Source organism: Sulfitobacter sp. SK011 (assembly GCF_003352065.1).
GTDB lineage: Bacteria > Pseudomonadota > Alphaproteobacteria > Rhodobacterales > Rhodobacteraceae > Sulfitobacter.
Map to the genome: position 1 here is coordinate 2,645,194 of NZ_CP025803.1, position 19,195 is coordinate 2,664,388.

The window sequence follows — 19,195 nt, forward strand, 5'->3', positions numbered from 1 at the left end:
TCAGCAAATTGTTTCTGTTACCAATGCCTTAATCGAAACACAGACCCCGCAAACAGGGCAAAAATGTGTCATTGTTTCGCCAATTCCAACAATAACGCCGTCCGCTTGACCGTATTTGCCATCGCTAGTTAACTTTATCCTGGTTCAAACCTCGATGGCAAAGGTGGGCGAAGTATGGGGGTAAAAATGTATTCTGGCATGAGGCGTTTTTGGGCGCGATCTGATGCGCCGGTCCGCAAGTTTGCGTCACTGCCTGCCATTGATCCTACGTGGCTGCCTTTCTCTGACAGGAAGGTGGTTCCATGAGATCGAATCAACAGTCTGGCCAATTTCGCTGGGATCATGCCGCCAGCCTCATGCCTGTGGGTGGCGCTGCTCAGCAATGTCCGCAAGGTGCTTTGGTGCCTGACCTGTTGCATGATTGTGATCAGGTTGCGGTTGTCTATGACAAGGGCCAGACCCCGCCAGAGATCACCATCATGCAGGTTTCAGGATTTGTGCACACGGTTCTTGCAGATGGCATTGCCGTCGCCGTTGTCGCATGCACATCCGGACCTGCACCCAGCGCTGAAAATGTGCTGTTGGTGGAACGCTCCAGCTAAAAGCTCAAAGAGCCCGCGAGCGATCAGCGCCCTTCAAACGATGGGCTGCGTTTTTCAACAAATGCCAGAACGCCTTCTTTGAAATCGCGCGATTTGCCGCATTTGCCTTGCTCCTGCGCCTCAAAGGTCAGCTGATCCTCAAAGGTATTGTCCCATGATCCGCGCAACACAGCTTTGACCGCGCTGTAAGCCGCCGTTGGACCCGCCGCAAGATGCGCCGCCTTGGCCCGCCAATGCGCATCGAAATCCGCATCTGGCACCGCTTCCCATATCATGCCCCAATCATCGGCCTGACGTGCCGATATCTTATCGGCAAAAAGCGCCGCGCCCATTGCCTTTGCCGTGCCCATCTGACGCGGCAGCACATAGGTGCCGCCCGCATCCGGGATCAACCCGATTTTGGTGAAAGCCTGCATGAAATAGGCGGACTCAGCGGCAAAAACCACATCTGCTGCCAGCGCCAGATTGGCCCCGGCCCCAGCAGCCGGCCCATTCACCGCAGCAATTGTGGGCACCGGACAATTCACAATGGCCCGCAACATCGGCGCATATTCGTCGCGCAAGGTCCGCTCCAGATCAATGGACGATGAATTGGCGCGGTCGCCCAGATCCTGACCAGAACAAAACGCGCGCCCCGCGCCGGTCAAGACCACAACCCGCGCCTCTTCGCCCCCTTGCTTGACGGCATGGGCGATTTCCGCACGCATCTGGGTGGTCAACGCATTCATCTTGTCCGCGCGGTTCAAGGTGATCAGGGCAACGCCTTCGGCCAGATCATAAGTGATTGTCTGATATTCCATCGGTTTTGCCCCTTATTCACGCGGATTTAATGCAGGTTTAACAAAGCCACAGGTGCTGACCAGCAAAACCGCACGTCATTGCCGCAAAATATCGCGCAGCCGCGCTGCTTCATCATCGTTCAGCGGCGTTTCTTCCTTTGGTAGCGCCTTTGAGCGGCTGCGCAGATATCCAAAACCAACGCCCCCCGCCACCAGCAGCATCAACGGCCCCGCGGCCCACAGCAGCCAGTTCGCGCCGCGTGTGTCGGGCTTGAGCAGGACATATTCACCATAACGCGCCACGATGAAATCAACCGCTTGTTGGTCACTGTCGCCCGCCACCAGCCGCTCGCGCAGCAGCACACGCAGGTCACGGGCAAGGCTCGCATTGCTCTCATCAATGCTCTCGTTGCGGCACACCAGACATCGCAGCCCTTTGGACACTTCACGCGCCCGCGCCTCCAACACCGGATCGCTTAGCACCTCGTCTGGTTCCACCGCCATCAACGGCGTTGCCAACAGCATCAAGATCAGGATCAGCCGCTTCATTCCGCAGGCACCGCCTGGGATTTGCGCGCACCTGCCGCGACACGAAAACGCCTGTCGGTTAGGCTCAGCAGACCACCCAGCGCCATCATTGCACAGCCAATCCATATCCAGTTGGTCAGCGGCTTGATGTACGTACGCACAGCCCATCCGCCGCCATCCTGTTTGTCGCCAATCACAACATAGACATCGCGTGCGAGATTATAGTCGATCGCCGCCTCGGTTGTCGGCATCTGGGCCACGGGATAAAAGCGTTTCTCAGGCCGCAATTGCGCAATCTCGCGCCCGTTTCGGGCCAGTGTCACCTGTCCCATCGTCGACAGGTAATTCGGCCCGCGCACTTCGTCCACCGCAGTCAGGGTCAAGGTGTAGCTGCCAACATCAAAGGGCTCGTCAATCTGCGCCACACGAAGGTCATCCATGCTCCATGCTGTCAGCCCCGCAACCCCGGCGATGGTCACACCCAACCCAGCGTGCGCCGTGGCCTTGCCCCAGTCAGCGCGCGGCAGACGGCGCAGCCGTTTCAGCCTGTGCGCCCCACGCCCCGTCCGCAAAGCGAGCTCAACCCCTGTCCCCATGATCAGCCAGGCCGCCAGAAACAACCCCATCGGTCCCAGCATGCTGCGCCCGGTTTGCAGGGCAAAGGCAAGCCCAGCCACCGCCAAGGCCAGCACAAACACATAGCGCAAGGGCCAAAGCGCACGCCCGATCGATGCTCGTTTCCAGGGCATCACGCTGCCAATGGGCATGATCAGCCCAAGTGCCACCATAAACGGCGTAAAGGCCGCATTGAAGAACGGCGGCCCAACACTGAGTTTGCGGTCAAAAAACATCTCTGCCAGCAGCGGCCACATGGTTCCGACAAACACCACGAAACAGGCGACAGCCAGCAGCAGGTTGTTCACCACCAAAGCGGATTCGCGGCTGACCAGACCAAAGACGCCCTTGGCCTCCATAGCGCCGGCGCGCAGCGCGAAAAGCACCAGCGCACCGCCCATGAAAAGCGCCATGATTGCCAGAATGAAAACGCCACGTTCTGGATCATTTGCAAAGGCATGAACCGAGGTCAGCAACCCCGAGCGCACGATGAACGTGCCAATCAACGAAAACCCAAACGCAAGGATCGCCAACAGGATCGTCCAGCTTTTCAGGCTTTCGCGTTTTTCGACGACGATGGCCGAATGCAGCAAGGCGGCGGCCAGAAGCCACGGCATAAAGCTGGCGTTCTCGACAGGGTCCCAGAACCAGAACCCGCCCCATCCCAATTCATAGTAGGCCCACCAGGACCCCAACGCGATGCCAATGGTCAGGAATATCCACGCCGCCAACGTCCATGGCCGCACCCAGCGCCCCCATGCGGCATCAATGCGCCCTTCGATCAGTGCGGCCACGGCAAAACTGAATGACATGCTCAGCCCGACATACCCAAGGTAAAGGAACGGCGGGTGGAACGCCAAACCGGGGTCCTGCAAAAGCGGGTTCAGGTCACGGCCATCAAAGGGCGGTGTGGGAAGGCGTAAAAATGGATTCGAAGTGAACAGGATAAAAGCAAAAAACGCCACCGCGATCGCCGCCTGCACCGACAGGACACGTGCCCGCAATGTGGGCGGCAATCCACCGCCAAACCATGCCGCCATTGCGCCGAACAGCGTCACGATCAGCACCCAAAGCAGCATCGACCCCTCGTGATTGCCCCATGTGCCGCTGATTTTATAAAGCATGGGTTTGGCCGAGTGGCTGTTTGCCACCACCAACCGCAAGCTGAAATCCGAAGTGATGAAAGCCCACATCAGCGCGCCAAACGCCAATGCGGTCAGCGCAAATTGGGCACCAGCGGCGGGTTCGGCCACGGCCATCCACCCAGGCAACCGACGGTGCGCGCCGATCATCGGCACCACCATCTGGATGATCGCGACACCAAAAGCGAGCATCAGCGAAAAATGTCCCAATTCTGTAATCATGAGAAAACTATAGGGGGCCGCCGCCGCCTATGCCATCACGATTTAACCTTTTGAGCGGTGCAAAGCGTCGCAGTCAGGCGGCGGCACGCCGCCACGCGTCCAGCGCCGCATTGGCTCCTGGCATGATCGACGCAACTGACAGGTGCATATCGGTCCCGGTATCGGCAGCCTTCGCGCTGTCGGCACGCAGGGCACGGATGGTTTTGATGTTCTCCAGAACCTGCGGCACCTGGGCCATTGTTCCGACAATCTCGCGTTGAAACTGCTGGGCTTTGACCTGATGACGCGCGCCAAAGTAAAACGAAACTATCACCCCCAATAGCCACCACAGCGGCTCTGGCACCAGCGCAATCCCTTGCATTCGCTCGGAAAACCACAAAGGGTTCACCATTGCAGACACAAACAAACCCAATGTCCCCAACGCCAACATGGGCCGTGGCAGCCGATTGACCCCATCCATAAATCGATCAAACCCGCCCTGCCGCGCAACCGCAAATTCAGCACCGTATTGGGCCATTCCCTGTCCCTGTACCTGTGCGCCGCGGGCGGCCCCGGCTTCGGCATTTTCCCGAAATACCTCGACCGTGTCGCGCACCACGTTGCGCTCGCCGCCAAAAACCAATCCGATGAGTTTTTCAATCAACCCCATGCTGCGATCCTTTCATCGAACTCTGCTTTGGTCAGGTGGTATTGCGGCCCTATGAATTCTTCGGCCCGCACGATCCACCCCCCCTTGCCGCCTGCCCGATTGCGGGCATATTTGCGGCTGGCGGGGCGGCGGTCGGCCAGTCGGAAGTAATAGTTGCGCCGGGCAATGCCGTATGCATCTACAAAATGGTCGGGTGCCTTGCGCATCGCATCGCGCACCGCACCAATGCTTTGAGGTCCCAGCGCACCATCAGCGGCAACCTGATACCCCATTTCGCGCAAAAGCTGCTGCAGGATCTTTACAGCGTTGCCGCCTGCGTTGACATACATATCGAACACCGTCGCTTGCAGGGCCTGCGGCAACTGCCCGATCAAAGGGCCATCAAAGTAGTGTTTGATAAAGATTTCAACCGCTTGGCCCTGGGTGAGTCTGCGCACATCTTCTACACCGACCTGACCATCGCCCGTCAAATCCAAGCCCAACCGCCGCATGGTGTGGATCGTGACACCAAAATTGGTTGCCCCACCGGGATCGTCGGGATCATTCACAAACCCGCCTTCCCGGGCCACTATTGCTGTGGCTATGTCCTTGACCGATTGCATATGCACCGCTCCTTACCGCTGATTTTCGGCAAGATTGGGCGCAATTGGGTTAATGGATGGCTGTGATAGCGTACGCTGCCTAGCTGTCAGGCTCTTGATAAACACCCTGAGCCTTCAAGGCGTCCACGACCTCTTTCGGCATATAGGTTTCGTCATGTTTGGCAAGAATTTCAGTGGCTTCAAAGACACCGTTAATGTATTTACCGGTACCAACCATGCCCTGACCTTCTTCGAACAGATCAGGCAGAACACCTGTGTATGTCGCCACAACAGTCGCCCCACCGTCGGTCACATTAAACCGAATGGTCTCGCTTTCGCCGCGCACCAATGTGCCTTCTTCAACCAAACCACCGATGCGAAACACTTCGTCGGGGCCAGGTGGCTCTGCGATGACCTGACTGGGCGCGCGAAAGTAGTTGATGCCATCCCGCAAGGCATAGCCGATCAACACGGTGGACAGCACCAAAGCCACTGCCGCCACCGCAATGATCTGGATACGTCTCTGTTTTTTCAGGCTTTTCATCTGACTAGGTTTTCCATCATGGAAACAAAGGGGCCATCATCAGCCCTTCGGTTTCATCTATACCTAACATCAGATTGGCATTCTGCAACGCCTGCCCGCTGGATCCCTTGGTCAAATTGTCAAGCGCCGCAACTACAATGGCACGCCCCTCTAACCGGTCAGACACCACACCGATGTGGCAAAAGTTCGATCCGCGAATGTGCCGAGTGCTGGGCGCTTCGCCGAAGGGTAATACTTCGATAAACGGCTCACCGGCATACGCACTTTTCAGCGTATCATGAATGACTTGCGCATCACCCTTAACGTAAACTGTGGCAAGGATACCCCGGTTGGCCGGGATCAGATGCGGTGTGAATTGCACTTTGACAGGACGTCCTGCGAGCGCTGTAAACTCCTGATCAAATTCGCCCAGATGCCGATGCGTGCCACCGATGGCATAGGCATGATATCCTTCGGACAATTCTGCGTGCAGCAGGTTCTCTTTCAAAGACCGGCCCGCACCTGAAACCGCGCACTTTAGATCTAGGATGATTTCATCCAGATCAATAACACCCTTTGATATCAAAGGTCTAAGCGCAAATTGCCCGGTTGCGGCATTGCACCCTGTGCCGGCCACAAGCCGGGCATTTTTGATCTCTTCACGGTAAAATTCGGTCAGCCCATAGACGGCCTCGTCTTGCTGGGCCAAAGCGGCGTGTTTGTTGCCATACCACTTGGTGTACTCCTCTGGGTCGCGCAGCCGGAAGTCAGCAGAAAGATCAACAATCTTAAGGTCTTGCGGCAAAGCGGCAATCACTTCCTGAGAGGTTTTGTGCGGCAAAGCGCAAAAGCACAGATCAATGTCTGAAAAGTCGATATCCTCAATTGTCACCAGAGATGGCAAATCGAGATGGCGCAGGTGTGGAAACACCTCTGCCATGCTTTGACCAGCTTTAGAGTTGCCTCCCAAAGCTTTGATTTTCATAGACGAATGTCCAGCGATAAGCCGGATCAGTTCAGCCCCGGTATAGCCAGATGCGCCAAGAATGGCGATGTTATGTGTCATGTCTGTATTCCGTCGGTAATGTGTCTGTATGTGCGGTCAGGCAGCGGTAAAGGTCAACGGTCGTCGCAGAAATTGCGTGGCGCGGGTGCTGACGCGGGCCGGGTCGCCGGTGGTCAGAAAACCCGCCTGCCCGGTGCCGCCCATGTTTGGATGCCGGTGCAGATAGTCAGCCAGCGCATCTGCCACCAGATTGGCCTGGGAAAAGACCTTGACGTCCTCGCCCAAGGCCCGCTGAAATGCCTCTTGCATCAGCGGATAATGGGTACAGCCAAGGATCGCGGCCTGCGGTTCCGGCATCTTGCGCTTCAACGCGTCCACATGGCTTTGCACCAGCGCTTCGGCCAGAATGAAATCGCCGTCTTCGATGGCATCAACCACCCCGCCGCAAGCCTGCGTTTCGACATCTACACCAATGGCGCGAAATGCCAGTTCGCGCTGAAATGCGCGGGTGGCGACGGTGGCGGGTGTGGCAAACAAGGCAACATGCTTTAGCGCAACCTCGCGCGGTGGCGAATTATCACCCCATTGGCGTTCGGTCAGCGCCTCGATCAGCGGCACAAAAACACCCAGAACCCGTTTATCTTCAGGCACCCAGCCCTCTTGCATCCGGCGCAGTGCCGCAGCAGAGGCGGTGTTGCACGCCAGTACAACCAGATCACAGCCCGCATCAAAGAGCCGCTGGGTGGCAGCAACGGTCAGCTCATAAATATCATCCGCAGTGCGCACCCCGTAAGGCGCATTCGCGCTGTCGGCAAGATAGGTGAATGCGACGTCAGGCAGGCGCGCCTGTACGGCGTCCAGAATGGTTAGCCCGCCCAAACCACTGTCAAAAATGCCAACTGCCATCGTTCTACCTCAGCCGCGCGGCGGCAATTCAAAGTCTGTCAGACGCTTTGCAGCGTCTCATAGTCATATCCCAGATCAAAGCATGGGTCTGCATCCGGGGAAAGCGCATAAGTGGTTTTGCGCAGGAAATCCATCAGCGCTGTGCCATCTTTTGCCAATGGGTCCAGAATGTCGCGCCCAATCGGTGCACCGACCGACATTGCGACACTGCTTTCCACACGGGCGCTAAATTCGCGGATCAACAGGCCCAGCCGCAGATTGGCGTGCAGATGGCTGGCCCTTTGAAAGACCCGCGAGTTTTGTCCGTGGAAAAAGACCGGCACCACCACAGCGTCTGATTTCGCGATCATCCGCGCGGTAAAGCTGCGCCAGCGCGGATCCATGGGCGGTTTTCCTGCTGTGACGCCGGTGCTGACCGTGCCCCCGGGAAAGACACCAATGACACCCCCCAAAGCGAGATGGTCCAGGGCCGCGCGCCGTGTCTCAAGGTTCAGTGCCAAAGCCCTTTTGGTGGTGTCAAAACTGATCGGAAGCAGCATGGCGTTCAGATCCTCAGACCGGTTGAACACGGAATTTGCCAATATTCTGAAATCACCGCGCGTTTTGGTCAGCAGATGACCCATCATCAACCCATCAAGGATGCCAAACGGATGGTTCGACACCACAATCACCGGCCCCTGACGCGGGATCAGATCGAGGGTGCCGCGCTGCACATCAAGGGACAAACCAAACCGTCGGACCATGACATCGAAAAACGGCGCACCGTCAGCGACATCGCGTTCATAGCCCGCAGCGCGCCGGATCAGACCCAAGCGACCGGTCGCGTTTTCCAAACAGCGGATCAACAGGCGACCGCCCCAGGTTGGGGCCGATCCTGCATAGCTTAGATCGCGGACAGAGGCGCGGGGTCTGCGGGCCAAAAACGCCCCCTTTCAGAGTCAGGTGCTGGCCAATTCATAGCCATCAGACCCCTTATTGCAATCGCCTCGTTACACTTTGATGACGGGCTATTCCGCAGCCTTTGCCGATGCGGTGCCACCTGCCCTGATCACGCCCAGCAATTCCTCGCGCCGCTTGGCCGCTTTCGCCTCGTTGGCCTGTTTCACCGGACCAAATCCGCGAATCTGCAGCGGCAGTTCCGCCAAAGCCACAATTGCCGCGCGGGTTTGATCTGTCAGCAGCGGCAGCACCTCTTTCATGTCAGCCACATATTGCTTGATCAGGCCGCGCTCCATCTTGCGCTCGGCGGTATAGCCAAACGGATCAAGGGGCGTGCCACGCAGACCCTTGAATTTCGCCAGGATGCGCAGCGGCGTTTCCAGCCATTGGCCGAACTCACGTTTTAACGGGCGGCCATCCGGCCCCATTTTCGACAACAGCGGCGGCGCCATGTGAAAGGTCATTTTCAGATCGCCATCGAACTCGGCACGCGCCTTTTCACGGCTGGTCAGCAAAAGCCGCGCAACCTCGTATTCATCCTTGTAACTCAACAGCTTATGATAGCCCTGTGCCACAGCCGCCTTGACCTTTTCGTCAGGAATTTTGCCGAGCATTTTGACATAGCGTTTTGCCAGGCCCTTGCCCTGATAGGCGGTCAGGTGATCCACGCGAAACGCGATTTTTTCATCCAGTGTTTTTGGCAGCGCAATCACTTTGGGCGTGCTGACCGCAAGGGCATCCTCAGGGTACAGCACCGCCCAGCGCCCGATCTCAAAGGCGCGCAGATTGCGTTCAACGGCCGCCCCGTTAAGACGAATTGCTTCCTCAAGGCTTTCAAGGCTCAACGGCAACAGACCCTGCTGCCAGGCTGCGCCAAAGATCATCATGTTGGAAAAGATAGAATCGCCCAGCGCCGCTTTGGCCAGATCAGAAGCGTCAAACATCGCAACCCGGTCCTTGAGCCGCGCCTCAAGCGCCAGTGTGAGGCGGTCATAAGGCAGCTGAAATTCAGTATTGCGGGTGAAATCGCCGGTGATGATCTGATGCGCGTTAACCACCGCACCGGTGCGTCCCGGTTTGGTCAGCCCCAGCGTCTTGTGGCCCGCCGAGACCACCAGATCACCGCCAATCAACGCGTCCGCCTCGCCGGTGGCCACGCGAATGGCGCTGATATCTTCGGGTTTATTCGCCAGACGGCAGTGGATATGCACCGCACCGCCTTTTTGCGCCAATCCGGCCATCTCCATCATGCCCGCGCCTTTGCCGTCCAGTTGCGCGGCCTGTGCCAGCAAGGCCCCGATGGTCACGACGCCGGTGCCGCCCACCCCGGTGATCACCACGTTATGGGTGCCCTTGATTGTCGGCAGCGTCGGCATTGGCAAGTCAGGAATGGTGATTTCAGTCGTCGGGTCCTTGCGAATCTTGGCCCCTTCAAGCGTCACGAACGAAGGGCAGAACCCTTTGACGCAAGAAAAATCCTTGTTGCAGGATGATTGGTCAATCGCGCGCTTGCGGCCCAGTTCGGTTTCATTTGGCACGATGGATACGCAGTTGGACTGCACCCCGCAATCGCCGCAGCCCTCGCAGACGTCTTCGTTGATGAACACCCGTTTGTCGGGGTCTGGAAACAGGCCGCGCTTGCGACGGCGGCGTTTTTCTGCGGCACAGGTCTGGATATAGACGATGGCGCTGACGCCTTCATGTGCGCGGAATGCTTCCTGAACACTTGGCAGCGCCGCGCGTTCGTGGGTTTCGACGCCTTTAAACCGGCCAAGGTCCACGTCTTCTTTTTCATCGTAAACCACAGCGATGTTCTTGACGCCCATCGCCTTAAGCTCATTCACGATGCGATAAGCATCCAGATCGCCCTCGTTGTGTTGGCCGCCGGTCATTGCAACCGCATCGTTGTAAAGGATTTTATAGGTGATGTTAGTGCCAGCGGCGAGGGCCGCGCGGATCGCCTGAACACCGGAATGGTTGTAGGTGCCATCGCCAAGGTTCTGGAACACATGCTTGGTGTTAGAAAACGGTGCCTCGCCGATCCAATTGGCCCCTTCGCCGCCCATATGGGTGAACCCGGTGGTTTCGCGGTCCATCCACTGCACCATATAGTGACAGCCAATGCCCGCATACGCACGCGAGCCGTCAGGCACCTTGGTCGATGAATTATGCGGACAGCCTGAACAGAAATACGGCAAGCGCGCGGCAATATCTTCGGCATTGTCAGCGTGGCGGGCCTCGCTCAAGGCTTCAAGCCCTGCGCGGATGCCATCGGTTTCGCGCCCCTCCTCGAGCAGGATACTGCCCAGTTTCTCGGCAATGTGCAGCGGGTCAAGCGCGCCGCGTGTCGGGAACAGCTCTTCGCCATGTTCCATGCCCGCGCCGCCTTTGTGCCAACCATAAACACGGCGGTGCGTATCGCTAAACAGTGCCTCTTTGATCTGCACCTCGATCAGTTTGCGCTTTTCCTCAACCACCACAACCAGATCAAGGCCATCGGCCCAGTCGTGAAACCCTTCCATGTCCAGCGGAAAGGTCTGGCCGATCTTATAAAGCGTCAGCCCCAGCCGTTCGGCCTCGTTTTCATCAATGTTGAGCATGTTCATCGCATGCACCAGATCGAGCCAGTTCTTACCCGCCGCCGCAAAGCCGATTTTGGCCCCGCGCTTGCCCCACATGCGTTTGTCCATCTTGTTGGCATGGCTGAACGCTTCGGCTGCATAGCGTTTGTAGTCGATCATCCGAGCCTCTTGCAGATGCGGTGTATCTTGCAATCGGATGTTCAAACCGCCTTCTGGCATCTCAAAGTCGGGCAACACCAGCTTCATCCGGTGTGGGTCACCATTCACTACCGAGGTTGCCTCAACCGTGTCTTTCATCGTCTTCAGGCCCACCCACAGACCCGAAAACCGCGACAACGCCCAGCCATAAATGCCGTAGTCCAGAATTTCCTGCACGCCTGCCGGGCTGACCACCGGCATATAGGCATCTACCATCGCCCATTCAGACTGGTGCAAAACGGTGGACGATTCGCCGGTGTGGTCATCCCCCATCGCCATCAGCACGCCGCCATGCTTGGACGTGCCCGCCATATTGGCGTGGCGCATCACGTCGCCCGACCGGTCCACCCCCGGCCCCTTGCCGTACCACAGGCCAAAGACACCGTCATATTTGCCCTCGCCGCGCAATTCGGCCTGTTGCGCCCCCCAAAGGGCCGTTGCGGCCAGATCTTCGTTCAAACCGGGCTGAAATTTGACGTTGTAGGCCGAGAGCACCTTTTCTGCCTTGCTCATCTGCAAATCAACCGCCCCCAAGGGTGATCCACGATAGCCCGTGACGTAACCGGCCGTGTTCAACCCCGCCGCCCGATCGCGCGCGCCCTGCATCATCATCATGCGCACCAGCGCCTGCGTGCCGTTCAGCAACACAGGTGATTTTTCCAAATCAAAACGGTCGTTCAATGAAATATTTTGCACAGTCATGGCGCGCCTCCCCGGTGTCGCAATATAATGGCATGGATATCGACGATATAGGTCACAATTACTGACCTGTATAGGTAAATATTTTGGCTTCTTGTCGCTGACTGTCAGCATACCCCCCTGTAATTCCCGGTCAGGTGCGATAGGAGTTAGGCATTTAATGAAAGTTGAAGCGAATGGATTGGGATAAACTGAGGATTTTTCATGCGGTTGCAGATGTTGGCAGCCTGACCCACGCTGGCGACAAACTGAACCTGTCACAATCGGCGGTGTCACGCCAGATCCGCGGGCTTGAAGAGCAGTTGAACACAAACCTGTTTCACCGCCACGCGCGCGGTTTGATCCTGACCGAACAGGGCGAATTGCTGTTTGACGCGACCACCGCCATGACCAGACGCCTGGATACCGCCGCCGCGCGCATTCGCGACAGCGAGGAAGAAGTGTTTGGCGAATTGCGGGTGACCACGACAACCGGATTTGGCACCCTTTGGCTGGCCCCGCGCCTGCCAAAACTCTATGAAAAGTATCCCGATCTCAAAGTTGATCTCATGCTTGAGGAACGGGTGTTGGACCTGCCAATGCGAGAGGCCGATGTGGCCATCCGCATGAAAGAGCCGTCTCAGGCCGATCTGATCCGCAAGAAACTGATGATGATCAAGATGTGCCTATACGCCACCCCGGCTTATCTTGCCGAAGCAGGCACCCCCCAACGTATCGAAGATATGTCGGATCACCGTCTGATCTGTCAAAACACCAACAGCGATCAGGTCGGGGCCGGTGTGACCCTTGTGCAGGAACTGATGATGCATGATGTGCGCTCCCTGCTCACGGTGAACAACTACTTTGGGGTGCTGCAAGGGGTTCTGAACAATTTGGGTATTGGGGTTCTGCCCGACTACCTGACGCAGGATTTTCCCGATCTGGTGCAGGTTCTGCCCGACACTGAGTCTGCGGACGTACCTGTGTTTTTGGCCTATCCAGAAGAATTGCGCCAATCAAAGCGGGTTTCGGCCTTTAAAGACTTTGTTCAGGACGAAATCATTACCTACCGTAAGTTGTTGCGGGACAAGGAAAACAGGTAGCCATGCACCCGACGCATATCAGGTTTGCTTTGGCGAAAGTCGATTCTGTCTTGATTGGAACCGATGTGCTGCCTAATTCAGCAGTATGAAGATGAGCCGCTTCGGCGCGCTGCTTCATACCTCCCTGTTGGACTTGGCCGAGCTTTATGCTCGGCCTTTTTTTTGCGCAAGGCAGAGGGCGCAAATTCACGGTCAGGTTGAGTGAACCCAACAGGCGTGGGTAAGCATCAGACAAGCGTCTGACCCTCGGCAAAGACCTGCAACCATTGCTTGATCTCAACCTTGTCCCGCAGTCCGGTCGTCCAGAACGGATCTGTTTTAACGAGGTCCCAGGCCTGTTCGACTGTTGCCACGTCCACAAGCCAAAGCCCGCCTTTCACCTGCCCGTCGTCTTCTTTCAGCGGGCCCGCGGCGCGTATCGCTTTCTTGTTGTCGGTCAGGAACGCCAAGTGCTGCGCCATGAAACGTGGCCGCAGATCGGGGTCCGCATCCGGGTTATCGTGAAAATGAATGGTGTAAAGCATCTGAGCATCCTCCTGTGAGGGAAACCATCGGCCTGCATTTATACATTCTCAATTCGAATATTTGCATCTAGCATCTGCAATTATGCAGCATCTTCCCTGGAATGATCTTCGTGTATTGCTTGGCGTTTCGCGCACGCAGTCGCTGTCAGGGGCGGCGGCCTTGCTGGGCGTCAACGCGACGACAGTCTCGCGCAGGCTCAAGGTGCTTGAGGGTCTGGCCGGATCGCCGCTGCTTATCCGCGATCAGAGCGGAAAGCTTCGTCTGACCCAACACGGGCTGGCACTTGCGGAGCAAGCCGAAGGCATGGAACGTCACGCGAATCTGGCGGAGGCGGTTCTGGGCCGGGATAAGATTCTGCATGGTACAGTTCGGCTCACGGCTGTGCCATTTCTGTTGAACCGCTTTATCATCCCGCACATTCACAGCTTTTCAGCGGCCAATCCGGCGCTTCAGGTCAGCCTCATTCCCGATAACAGAAACCTCAGCCTCACAAGGCGAGAAGTTGATCTGGCCATCCGTTTTGGCGAACCGCAGGAAGGCGGTGATGCGGTGCTGACTCAAAAACTGGGCAGAATCGTGTTTGCGGCATTCACTGCAAAGGCGTTTTACGAGGTCCCTGATATTGATCGCCCATGGCTGACCTACGATCCTGTGGCGGCGCATCTTCCGCAGGCAGGTTGGACGGAAAAATACGCAAAGGACTCAGGCGGAAAAACTGCCGGTGTGTTGATGCACGATCTTGAAGCGGCCTATCAAACGGTGCTGCACACGCCGTCCCGAGCGGTGCTGCCGGATGTGATCGGATCGAAAGATGAGCGTCTTGTCAGGCTCGGGGATCAGGACGGGCAACATGAGATGCATCGCAATGTCTGGTTGCTGCGACATCGCGACATGCGCGGTGTTGACCGCATTGACGCGGCAACGGCTTGGCTGACGAAGGCGGAACTGTTTGATCAGGCGTGACGCAGTTCATCAACGATCATAGCCAAAAATAGCTGCTGCATCGACACAAACCAACGACAACCAGGTCCGCTCAACCGCCTTTGGACAAGCAGCAATGCCCCCTTGCCCGCTTTGCTCTTTTCCCCCAGCGGCCATTCAACTATGACAGCCCCAACTGCTACATCGGGGACACCAAAACATGACCGAACCTGACATTACGCCAGAGCTGATCAAGGCCCACGGGTTCACGCTCGATGAATATGCTGAAGTGAAGCGTATCCTGAACCGGGACCCCAATTATACCGAAATGGGCATATTTTCAGCGATGTGGAACGAGCATTGTTCCTACAAATCTTCCAAGAAATGGCTGCGGACCCTGCCCACGGAAGGCCCGCAGGTCATTTGCGGCCCCGGTGAGAATGCAGGCGTGGTCGATATTGGCGATGGGCAAGCGCTGGTGTTCAAGATGGAAAGCCACAATCACCCCTCCTACATCGAACCCTATCAGGGGGCGGCAACGGGCGTGGGGGGCATCTTGCGCGACGTTTTCACCATGGGCGCGCGGCCCATTGCGGCGATGAATGCACTGAGTTTTGGCCGTCCAGATCACCCCAAGACGCGCCAGCTGGTGCACGGCGTGGTCGCAGGCGTTGGCGGTTACGGCAATTGTTTTGGCGTGCCGACCATTGGCGGCGAGGTCCGCTTTGATGCCGCCTATGATGGCAACTGTCTGGTGAATGCCTTTGCTGCTGGTCTGGCAGATGCAGACAAGATCTTTTATTCCGCCGCCTCAGGGGTTGGCATGCCTGTCGTTTATCTGGGTGCAAAAACCGGCCGCGATGGTGTTGGTGGGGCCACCATGGCCTCTGCCGAATTTGACGACACGATTGAGGAAAAGCGCCCGACGGTACAGGTGGGCGACCCCTTCACTGAAAAACGTCTGATGGAAGCAACGCTGGAGCTGATGGCGACCGGTGCCGTGATTTCCATTCAGGACATGGGGGCCGCTGGCCTGACCTGTTCGGCAGTGGAAATGGGCGACAAAGGGGGGCTGGGCGTCCGGCTTGATCTGGAAAACGTGCCACAGCGCGAACCCAATATGACCGCCTATGAAATGATGTTGTCGGAATCCCAGGAACGCATGCTGATGGTGCTCAAGCCCGAGCTTGAGGCCGAAGCCCGCGCCGTCTTTGACAAATGGGACCTCGATTTCGCCATCGTGGGTGAAACCATGGCCGAAGACCGGTTCTTGATTGTCCACAATGGTGAGGTCAAAGCCGATCTGCCGCTGTCCAAGCTGGCCAGCACCGCGCCCGAATACGACCGGCCTTGGGTGGAAACACCCGCCGCTGCCCCATTGGCAGATGTGCCCGGCATTGACCCCATTGACGGGCTGCGCGCGCTGATCTCGGACCCGAACTATGCCTCCAAGGCGTGGGTTTATGAACAATATGACACCATGGTGATGGCCGACAGTGCCCGCACACCGGGCTTGGGCTCAGGCATCGTGCGGGTGCATGGCACCGACAAGGCGCTTGCGTTTACGTCCGACGTGACGCCGCGCTATGTCAAAGCCAACCCCTTTGAGGGCGGCAAACAGGCTGTTGCCGAAGCGTATCGCAACTTATGTGCCGTGGGCGCGCGGCCACTTGCCACCACCGACAACATGAATTTCGGCAATCCCGAAAAGCCCGAAATAATGGGCCAGTTTGTGGGGGCAATCAAAGGCATCGGGGCTGCTGTGAAAGCGCTGGATATGCCGATCGTGTCGGGCAACGTCTCTCTTTATAACGAAACTGACGGCACTGGCATACTGCCCACCCCCACCATCGGGGCCGTGGGTCTGCTGGATCACACCGACGACATTATTGGCACCCAGGTGCGCGATGGCCATGTTGCCTTGGTCTTGGGCGACACCGCCGGGCACTTGGGTCAATCGGCCCTTTTGGCACAGGTTTTCCGGCGCGCCGATGGAGATGCGCCGCATGTGGACCTCGACGCTGAGCGCGCGCATGGCGATTTCATTCGTGCCAACCGGGCGCTGATCAAAGCCTGCACGGATTTAAGCGATGGCGGTCTGGCGCTGGCCGCGTTTGAGCTGGCCGAAAGCGCCGGTGTCGGCGTCACGATAGATGCCGATGACACACCGACCCTTTTTGGCGAAGATCAGGCGCGCTATCTGATTGCGTGCAATTTCGACGAGGCCGAGGCCCTGATGTCAGCGGCAGGGGCAGCAGGCGTGCCGCTGACCACCGTGGGCAGCTTTGGCGGTGATCAGGTGACGTTTGGCAGCACCTCGGCCCCCCTGGCCGAGCTGTCTGAGGTCTACCGCAGCGCATTTGCCGCCGCATTTGCATAACGTGTGGATCTAGCTGGGCAAGTCCTGCCCAGCGGCCATCAGGCGTGCCTTTTCGCCCACATCGTCGGGTTTGGAAATAACCGCCGCCAATTCCTCTAGTGAGGCAATGGAATGGCCAGCGCGAAAGCTGTCGACATGCGGCAGCATTGCACGAATGCCAACCGCCTTGGGCGCAAAGCCGTCCCAGCGCAACAGCGGGTTCAGCCAGATCAGTCGCCGCGCGCTCAGATGCAGGCGCTGCATCTGACGCGCCAGATCTTCCGGGGCATCGCGGTCCAGCCCGTCGGTGATTAACAGCACCACGGCACCCTGCCCCATCACCCGGCGTGACCAGTCACGGTTGAAGGCCGCAAGCGAGGCACCGATGCGCGTGCCCCCCTCCCAATCCTGCGCCTCTGCCCCGGCGGCGGCAAGGGCGGCATCCACATCTCGGGTGGCCAGATGGCGGGTGATGTTGGTCAGCCGGGTGCCAAAGGTGAACGCATGCACCTGCGCCCAACCGGCCCCGCGCGCATTGGCAACCGCGTGCAAGAAATGCAAAATCACCCGGCTGTATTGGCTCATGGAGCCGGAAATATCGCAGAGCACCACCAGATTGGGGTAGCGCGGGCGCGGCGTTTTGAAGGCAAGCTTGTTCATTTCGCCACCTTTGCGAAGCGCACCGCGCAAGGTGCGCGCCGCGTCAATGCGGCCCCGGTTCGACACCATGGACCGGCGCGACGGCAAGGGTTTGATCGGCAGCGCCAATTGCGCAAGCATCCGTTTGGCCTGCGCCATCTCGGCAAGGCTCATCTGTTCGAAATCCAGCGTGCGCAGGCGTTCGGCGGCGGACATGGTGAGGCTGGCGTCAACCTCGATCAGCGCGTCTTCTTCTGGTGCCTCATCTGCGTCATCCTGTGGCGGAGCCTCTGCGCCGTCCAAAAGCGCCTCTGCCGCGCGTTTTTCTGCGGCCTGTGCCGGGCGGTCCTCTTGCACGCCGCGGATCGCGGGCAACATGGCGGCCATCATATGTTCCAGATACCGCGGATCACGCCAATAAAGCCGAAAGAGCTGGGCAAAAACGGTGCGATGTTCGGGGCGGTTCACGAAACAGGCGTGCAGGGTCCAGTAAAAGTCGCGCTTATTGTTGAACCCGGCGGCTTCAACCGCGCGAATGGCGTCGATCACCCGGCCCGGCCCAATCGGCAGCCCCGCCCGGCGCAAGGCGCGGGCAAAATGGGTGATGTTGCCCATAAGTTTGGGATCATCAGGAAGGTTCAGGGGCAGATGTTCAGCCATGCCAGCCGACTGCCGGTGCGGCATCCAACCCGTTGGACGCATCCATGTCCAACAACAGCGTCATGCAGGCTCAAGCGATGATTTGGCCTGATCCAGAATGCGCTTCGCCTCTGATCCGTGCAGTTTTGCGATGTCGTCCTGATATTTCAGGATCGCCCCAAGGGTATCGGCAATCACCTCGGGGCTGAGCGTGATCACATCCAGCGCCAGCAGACATTTGGCCCAGTCAATTGTTTCAGCCACGCCGGGTTTCTTGAACAAATCTTCAGTGCGCAGGTGCTGAACAAAAGCAACCACTTCGCGGCTCAGGCTTTCGGCCGCCTCAGGGACGCGGGCGGTCAGAATTTCCATTTCACGGTCGAAATCGGGATAATCCACCCAATGATAGAGGCATCGGCGTTTGAGCGCATCATGCACTTCGCGTGTGCGGTTGGACGTCAGGATCACGATGGGAGGTTCCGGGGCGGTGATGGTGCCAAGCTCAGGAATTGTCACCTGAAAATCACTCAGCGCTTCGAGCAGGAATGCCTCAAACGGGGCATCGGTGCGGTCCAGTTCATCAATCAGCAGGATCGGGGCGCCGTTTTCATCCGGGCGCATCGCCTGCAGCAAGGGCCGTTCAATCAGAAAGGCATCACTGAAAAGCTGGGTGTTCAGATCGGCACTGTCCGCCCCTCCTGCCGCTTCCGCGGTGCGGATCGCGACCATTTGCGCCGGAAAGTTCCATTCATAAACCGCCGAGGACGCATCAAGACCCTCATAGCATTGCAGACGGATCAACCGCCGGTTAAGGCCCGCCGCCAGCGCCTTGGCAATCTCGGTCTTGCCAACACCGGCCTCGCCTTCCAGAAACAGGGGCCGGCCCAGTTTGAGGCTCAAAAACACCACGGTGCCAAGGGCGCGGCCGCAGATATAGCCTTGATCACTCAACATCTTTTGCACGCCATCAATACTGGATATATCTGTCATAAAGGCTCCTCTGGACCCCAAAGGTGCATCTGCAGCGCGTCAGGTCAAGAGAGCGATTGGCCTATATGT

The 19,195-nt window shown here is 57.9% G+C and carries 17 protein-coding genes; 4 read left to right on the top strand and 13 right to left on the bottom strand.

The window, feature by feature from the left end; translation table 11 throughout:
* Positions 1-302: 302 nt before the first annotated feature.
* The gene (locus C1J02_RS13070) at positions 303-602 is read left to right on the top strand and encodes a hypothetical protein (RefSeq protein ID WP_114878972.1); all 300 of its coding nucleotides are present in this window, start codon (positions 303-305) and stop codon (positions 600-602) included.
* A gap of 23 nt (positions 603-625) precedes the next feature.
* Here C1J02_RS13070 and C1J02_RS13075 read toward each other — a convergent pair whose 3' ends face one another.
* The 10 genes from C1J02_RS13075 to C1J02_RS13120 form a co-directional block, all read right to left on the bottom strand.
* Positions 626-1,402, bottom strand: coding sequence for an enoyl-CoA hydratase-related protein (locus C1J02_RS13075; protein WP_114878973.1), 777 nt, complete (start codon positions 1,400-1,402; stop codon positions 626-628).
* Positions 1,403-1,477: 75 nt separating this feature from the next.
* A complete protein-coding gene (locus tag C1J02_RS13080; protein ID WP_114878974.1) occupies positions 1,478-1,930 on the bottom strand; it encodes a cytochrome c-type biogenesis protein in 453 nt (150 codons plus the stop codon).
* Positions 1,927-3,888 (bottom strand): heme lyase CcmF/NrfE family subunit, encoded by a 1,962-nt coding sequence (locus C1J02_RS13085; protein WP_114878975.1) that lies wholly within the window; start codon positions 3,886-3,888, stop codon positions 1,927-1,929. Before C1J02_RS13085 ends, C1J02_RS13080 begins: the two co-directional genes overlap by 4 nt.
* 73 nt (positions 3,889-3,961) lie before the next feature.
* On the bottom strand, positions 3,962-4,537 hold the full coding sequence (locus tag C1J02_RS13090) for a holin family protein (protein WP_114878976.1): 576 nt from the start codon (positions 4,535-4,537) through the stop codon (positions 3,962-3,964).
* On the bottom strand, positions 4,528-5,139 hold the full coding sequence (locus C1J02_RS13095; protein ID WP_114878977.1) for a holin-associated N-acetylmuramidase: 612 nt from the start codon (positions 5,137-5,139) through the stop codon (positions 4,528-4,530). Before C1J02_RS13095 ends, C1J02_RS13090 begins: the two co-directional genes overlap by 10 nt.
* Before the next feature lie 79 nt (positions 5,140-5,218).
* Positions 5,219-5,662, bottom strand: coding sequence for a cytochrome c maturation protein CcmE (ccmE, locus tag C1J02_RS13100; RefSeq protein WP_114878978.1), 444 nt, complete (start codon positions 5,660-5,662; stop codon positions 5,219-5,221).
* A 16-nt stretch (positions 5,663-5,678) separates the two neighbouring features.
* Positions 5,679-6,707: an N-acetyl-gamma-glutamyl-phosphate reductase gene (argC, locus tag C1J02_RS13105; RefSeq protein WP_114878979.1), complete on the bottom strand. Its 1,029-nt coding sequence runs from the start codon at positions 6,705-6,707 to the stop codon at positions 5,679-5,681.
* Between the two features lie 36 nt (positions 6,708-6,743).
* Complete coding sequence (locus C1J02_RS13110) at positions 6,744-7,553, bottom strand: glutamate racemase (RefSeq protein ID WP_114878980.1); 810 nt, start codon at positions 7,551-7,553, stop codon at positions 6,744-6,746.
* A gap of 38 nt (positions 7,554-7,591) precedes the next feature.
* Positions 7,592-8,473, bottom strand: coding sequence for a lysophospholipid acyltransferase family protein (locus C1J02_RS13115; protein WP_114878981.1), 882 nt, complete (start codon positions 8,471-8,473; stop codon positions 7,592-7,594).
* Between the two features lie 87 nt (positions 8,474-8,560).
* Complete coding sequence (locus tag C1J02_RS13120) at positions 8,561-11,974, bottom strand: indolepyruvate ferredoxin oxidoreductase family protein (RefSeq protein ID WP_114878982.1); 3,414 nt, start codon at positions 11,972-11,974, stop codon at positions 8,561-8,563.
* Positions 11,975-12,147: 173 nt separating this feature from the next.
* On the opposite strand from C1J02_RS13120, the gene C1J02_RS13125 reads away from it, so the two are divergent.
* Positions 12,148-13,053 (top strand): LysR family transcriptional regulator, encoded by a 906-nt coding sequence (locus C1J02_RS13125; RefSeq protein WP_114878983.1) that lies wholly within the window; start codon positions 12,148-12,150, stop codon positions 13,051-13,053.
* A 227-nt stretch (positions 13,054-13,280) separates the two neighbouring features.
* Here the strand turns inward: C1J02_RS13125 and C1J02_RS13130 are convergent, their stop codons facing one another.
* A complete protein-coding gene (locus tag C1J02_RS13130) occupies positions 13,281-13,577 on the bottom strand; it encodes a YciI family protein (protein WP_114878984.1) in 297 nt (98 codons plus the stop codon).
* Between the two features lie 82 nt (positions 13,578-13,659).
* Between C1J02_RS13130 and C1J02_RS13135 the strand changes: the two genes are divergently transcribed.
* A complete protein-coding gene (locus C1J02_RS13135; protein WP_114878985.1) occupies positions 13,660-14,541 on the top strand; it encodes a LysR family transcriptional regulator in 882 nt (293 codons plus the stop codon).
* 178 nt (positions 14,542-14,719) lie between these two features.
* Positions 14,720-16,879, top strand: coding sequence for a phosphoribosylformylglycinamidine synthase subunit PurL (gene purL / locus C1J02_RS13140; protein WP_114878986.1), 2,160 nt, complete (start codon positions 14,720-14,722; stop codon positions 16,877-16,879).
* 9 nt (positions 16,880-16,888) lie between these two features.
* Here purL and C1J02_RS13145 read toward each other — a convergent pair whose 3' ends face one another.
* Both C1J02_RS13145 and C1J02_RS13150 read right to left on the bottom strand, forming a co-directional pair.
* Positions 16,889-18,157, bottom strand: coding sequence for a VWA domain-containing protein (locus C1J02_RS13145; RefSeq protein WP_114880558.1), 1,269 nt, complete (start codon positions 18,155-18,157; stop codon positions 16,889-16,891).
* A gap of 60 nt (positions 18,158-18,217) precedes the next feature.
* Entirely contained in the window at positions 18,218-19,126 is a 909-nt protein-coding gene (locus tag C1J02_RS13150; RefSeq protein WP_114878987.1) for a MoxR family ATPase, read from the bottom strand.
* Between the last annotated feature and the right edge of the window lie 69 nt (positions 19,127-19,195).

What these genes read in the sequence shown, in the direction of transcription:
- C1J02_RS13125 (WP_114878983.1), top strand. Translation starts at nt 12,148, where the DNA reads ATGGATTGGGATAAACTGAGGATTTTTCATGCGGTTGCAGATGTTGGC.
- C1J02_RS13135 (WP_114878985.1), top strand. Translation starts at nt 13,660, where the DNA reads ATGCAGCATCTTCCCTGGAATGATCTTCGTGTATTGCTTGGCGTTTCG.
- C1J02_RS13150 (WP_114878987.1), bottom strand. Translation starts at nt 19,126, where the DNA reads ATGACAGATATATCCAGTATTGATGGCGTGCAAAAGATGTTGAGTGAT.
- C1J02_RS13075 (WP_114878973.1), bottom strand. Translation starts at nt 1,402, where the DNA reads ATGGAATATCAGACAATCACTTATGATCTGGCCGAAGGCGTTGCCCTG.
- C1J02_RS13130 (WP_114878984.1), bottom strand. Translation starts at nt 13,577, where the DNA reads ATGCTTTACACCATTCATTTTCACGATAACCCGGATGCGGACCCCGAT.
- C1J02_RS13070 (WP_114878972.1), top strand. Translation starts at nt 303, where the DNA reads ATGAGATCGAATCAACAGTCTGGCCAATTTCGCTGGGATCATGCCGCC.
- purL (WP_114878986.1), top strand. Translation starts at nt 14,720, where the DNA reads ATGACCGAACCTGACATTACGCCAGAGCTGATCAAGGCCCACGGGTTC.
- C1J02_RS13085 (WP_114878975.1), bottom strand. Translation starts at nt 3,888, where the DNA reads ATGATTACAGAATTGGGACATTTTTCGCTGATGCTCGCTTTTGGTGTC.
- C1J02_RS13090 (WP_114878976.1), bottom strand. Translation starts at nt 4,537, where the DNA reads ATGGGGTTGATTGAAAAACTCATCGGATTGGTTTTTGGCGGCGAGCGC.
- argC (WP_114878979.1), bottom strand. Translation starts at nt 6,707, where the DNA reads ATGACACATAACATCGCCATTCTTGGCGCATCTGGCTATACCGGGGCT.
- C1J02_RS13145 (WP_114880558.1), bottom strand. Translation starts at nt 18,157, where the DNA reads ATGGCTGAACATCTGCCCCTGAACCTTCCTGATGATCCCAAACTTATG.
- C1J02_RS13080 (WP_114878974.1), bottom strand. Translation starts at nt 1,930, where the DNA reads ATGAAGCGGCTGATCCTGATCTTGATGCTGTTGGCAACGCCGTTGATG.
- ccmE (WP_114878978.1), bottom strand. Translation starts at nt 5,662, where the DNA reads ATGAAAAGCCTGAAAAAACAGAGACGTATCCAGATCATTGCGGTGGCG.
- C1J02_RS13095 (WP_114878977.1), bottom strand. Translation starts at nt 5,139, where the DNA reads ATGCAATCGGTCAAGGACATAGCCACAGCAATAGTGGCCCGGGAAGGC.
- C1J02_RS13120 (WP_114878982.1), bottom strand. Translation starts at nt 11,974, where the DNA reads ATGACTGTGCAAAATATTTCATTGAACGACCGTTTTGATTTGGAAAAA.
- C1J02_RS13110 (WP_114878980.1), bottom strand. Translation starts at nt 7,553, where the DNA reads ATGGCAGTTGGCATTTTTGACAGTGGTTTGGGCGGGCTAACCATTCTG.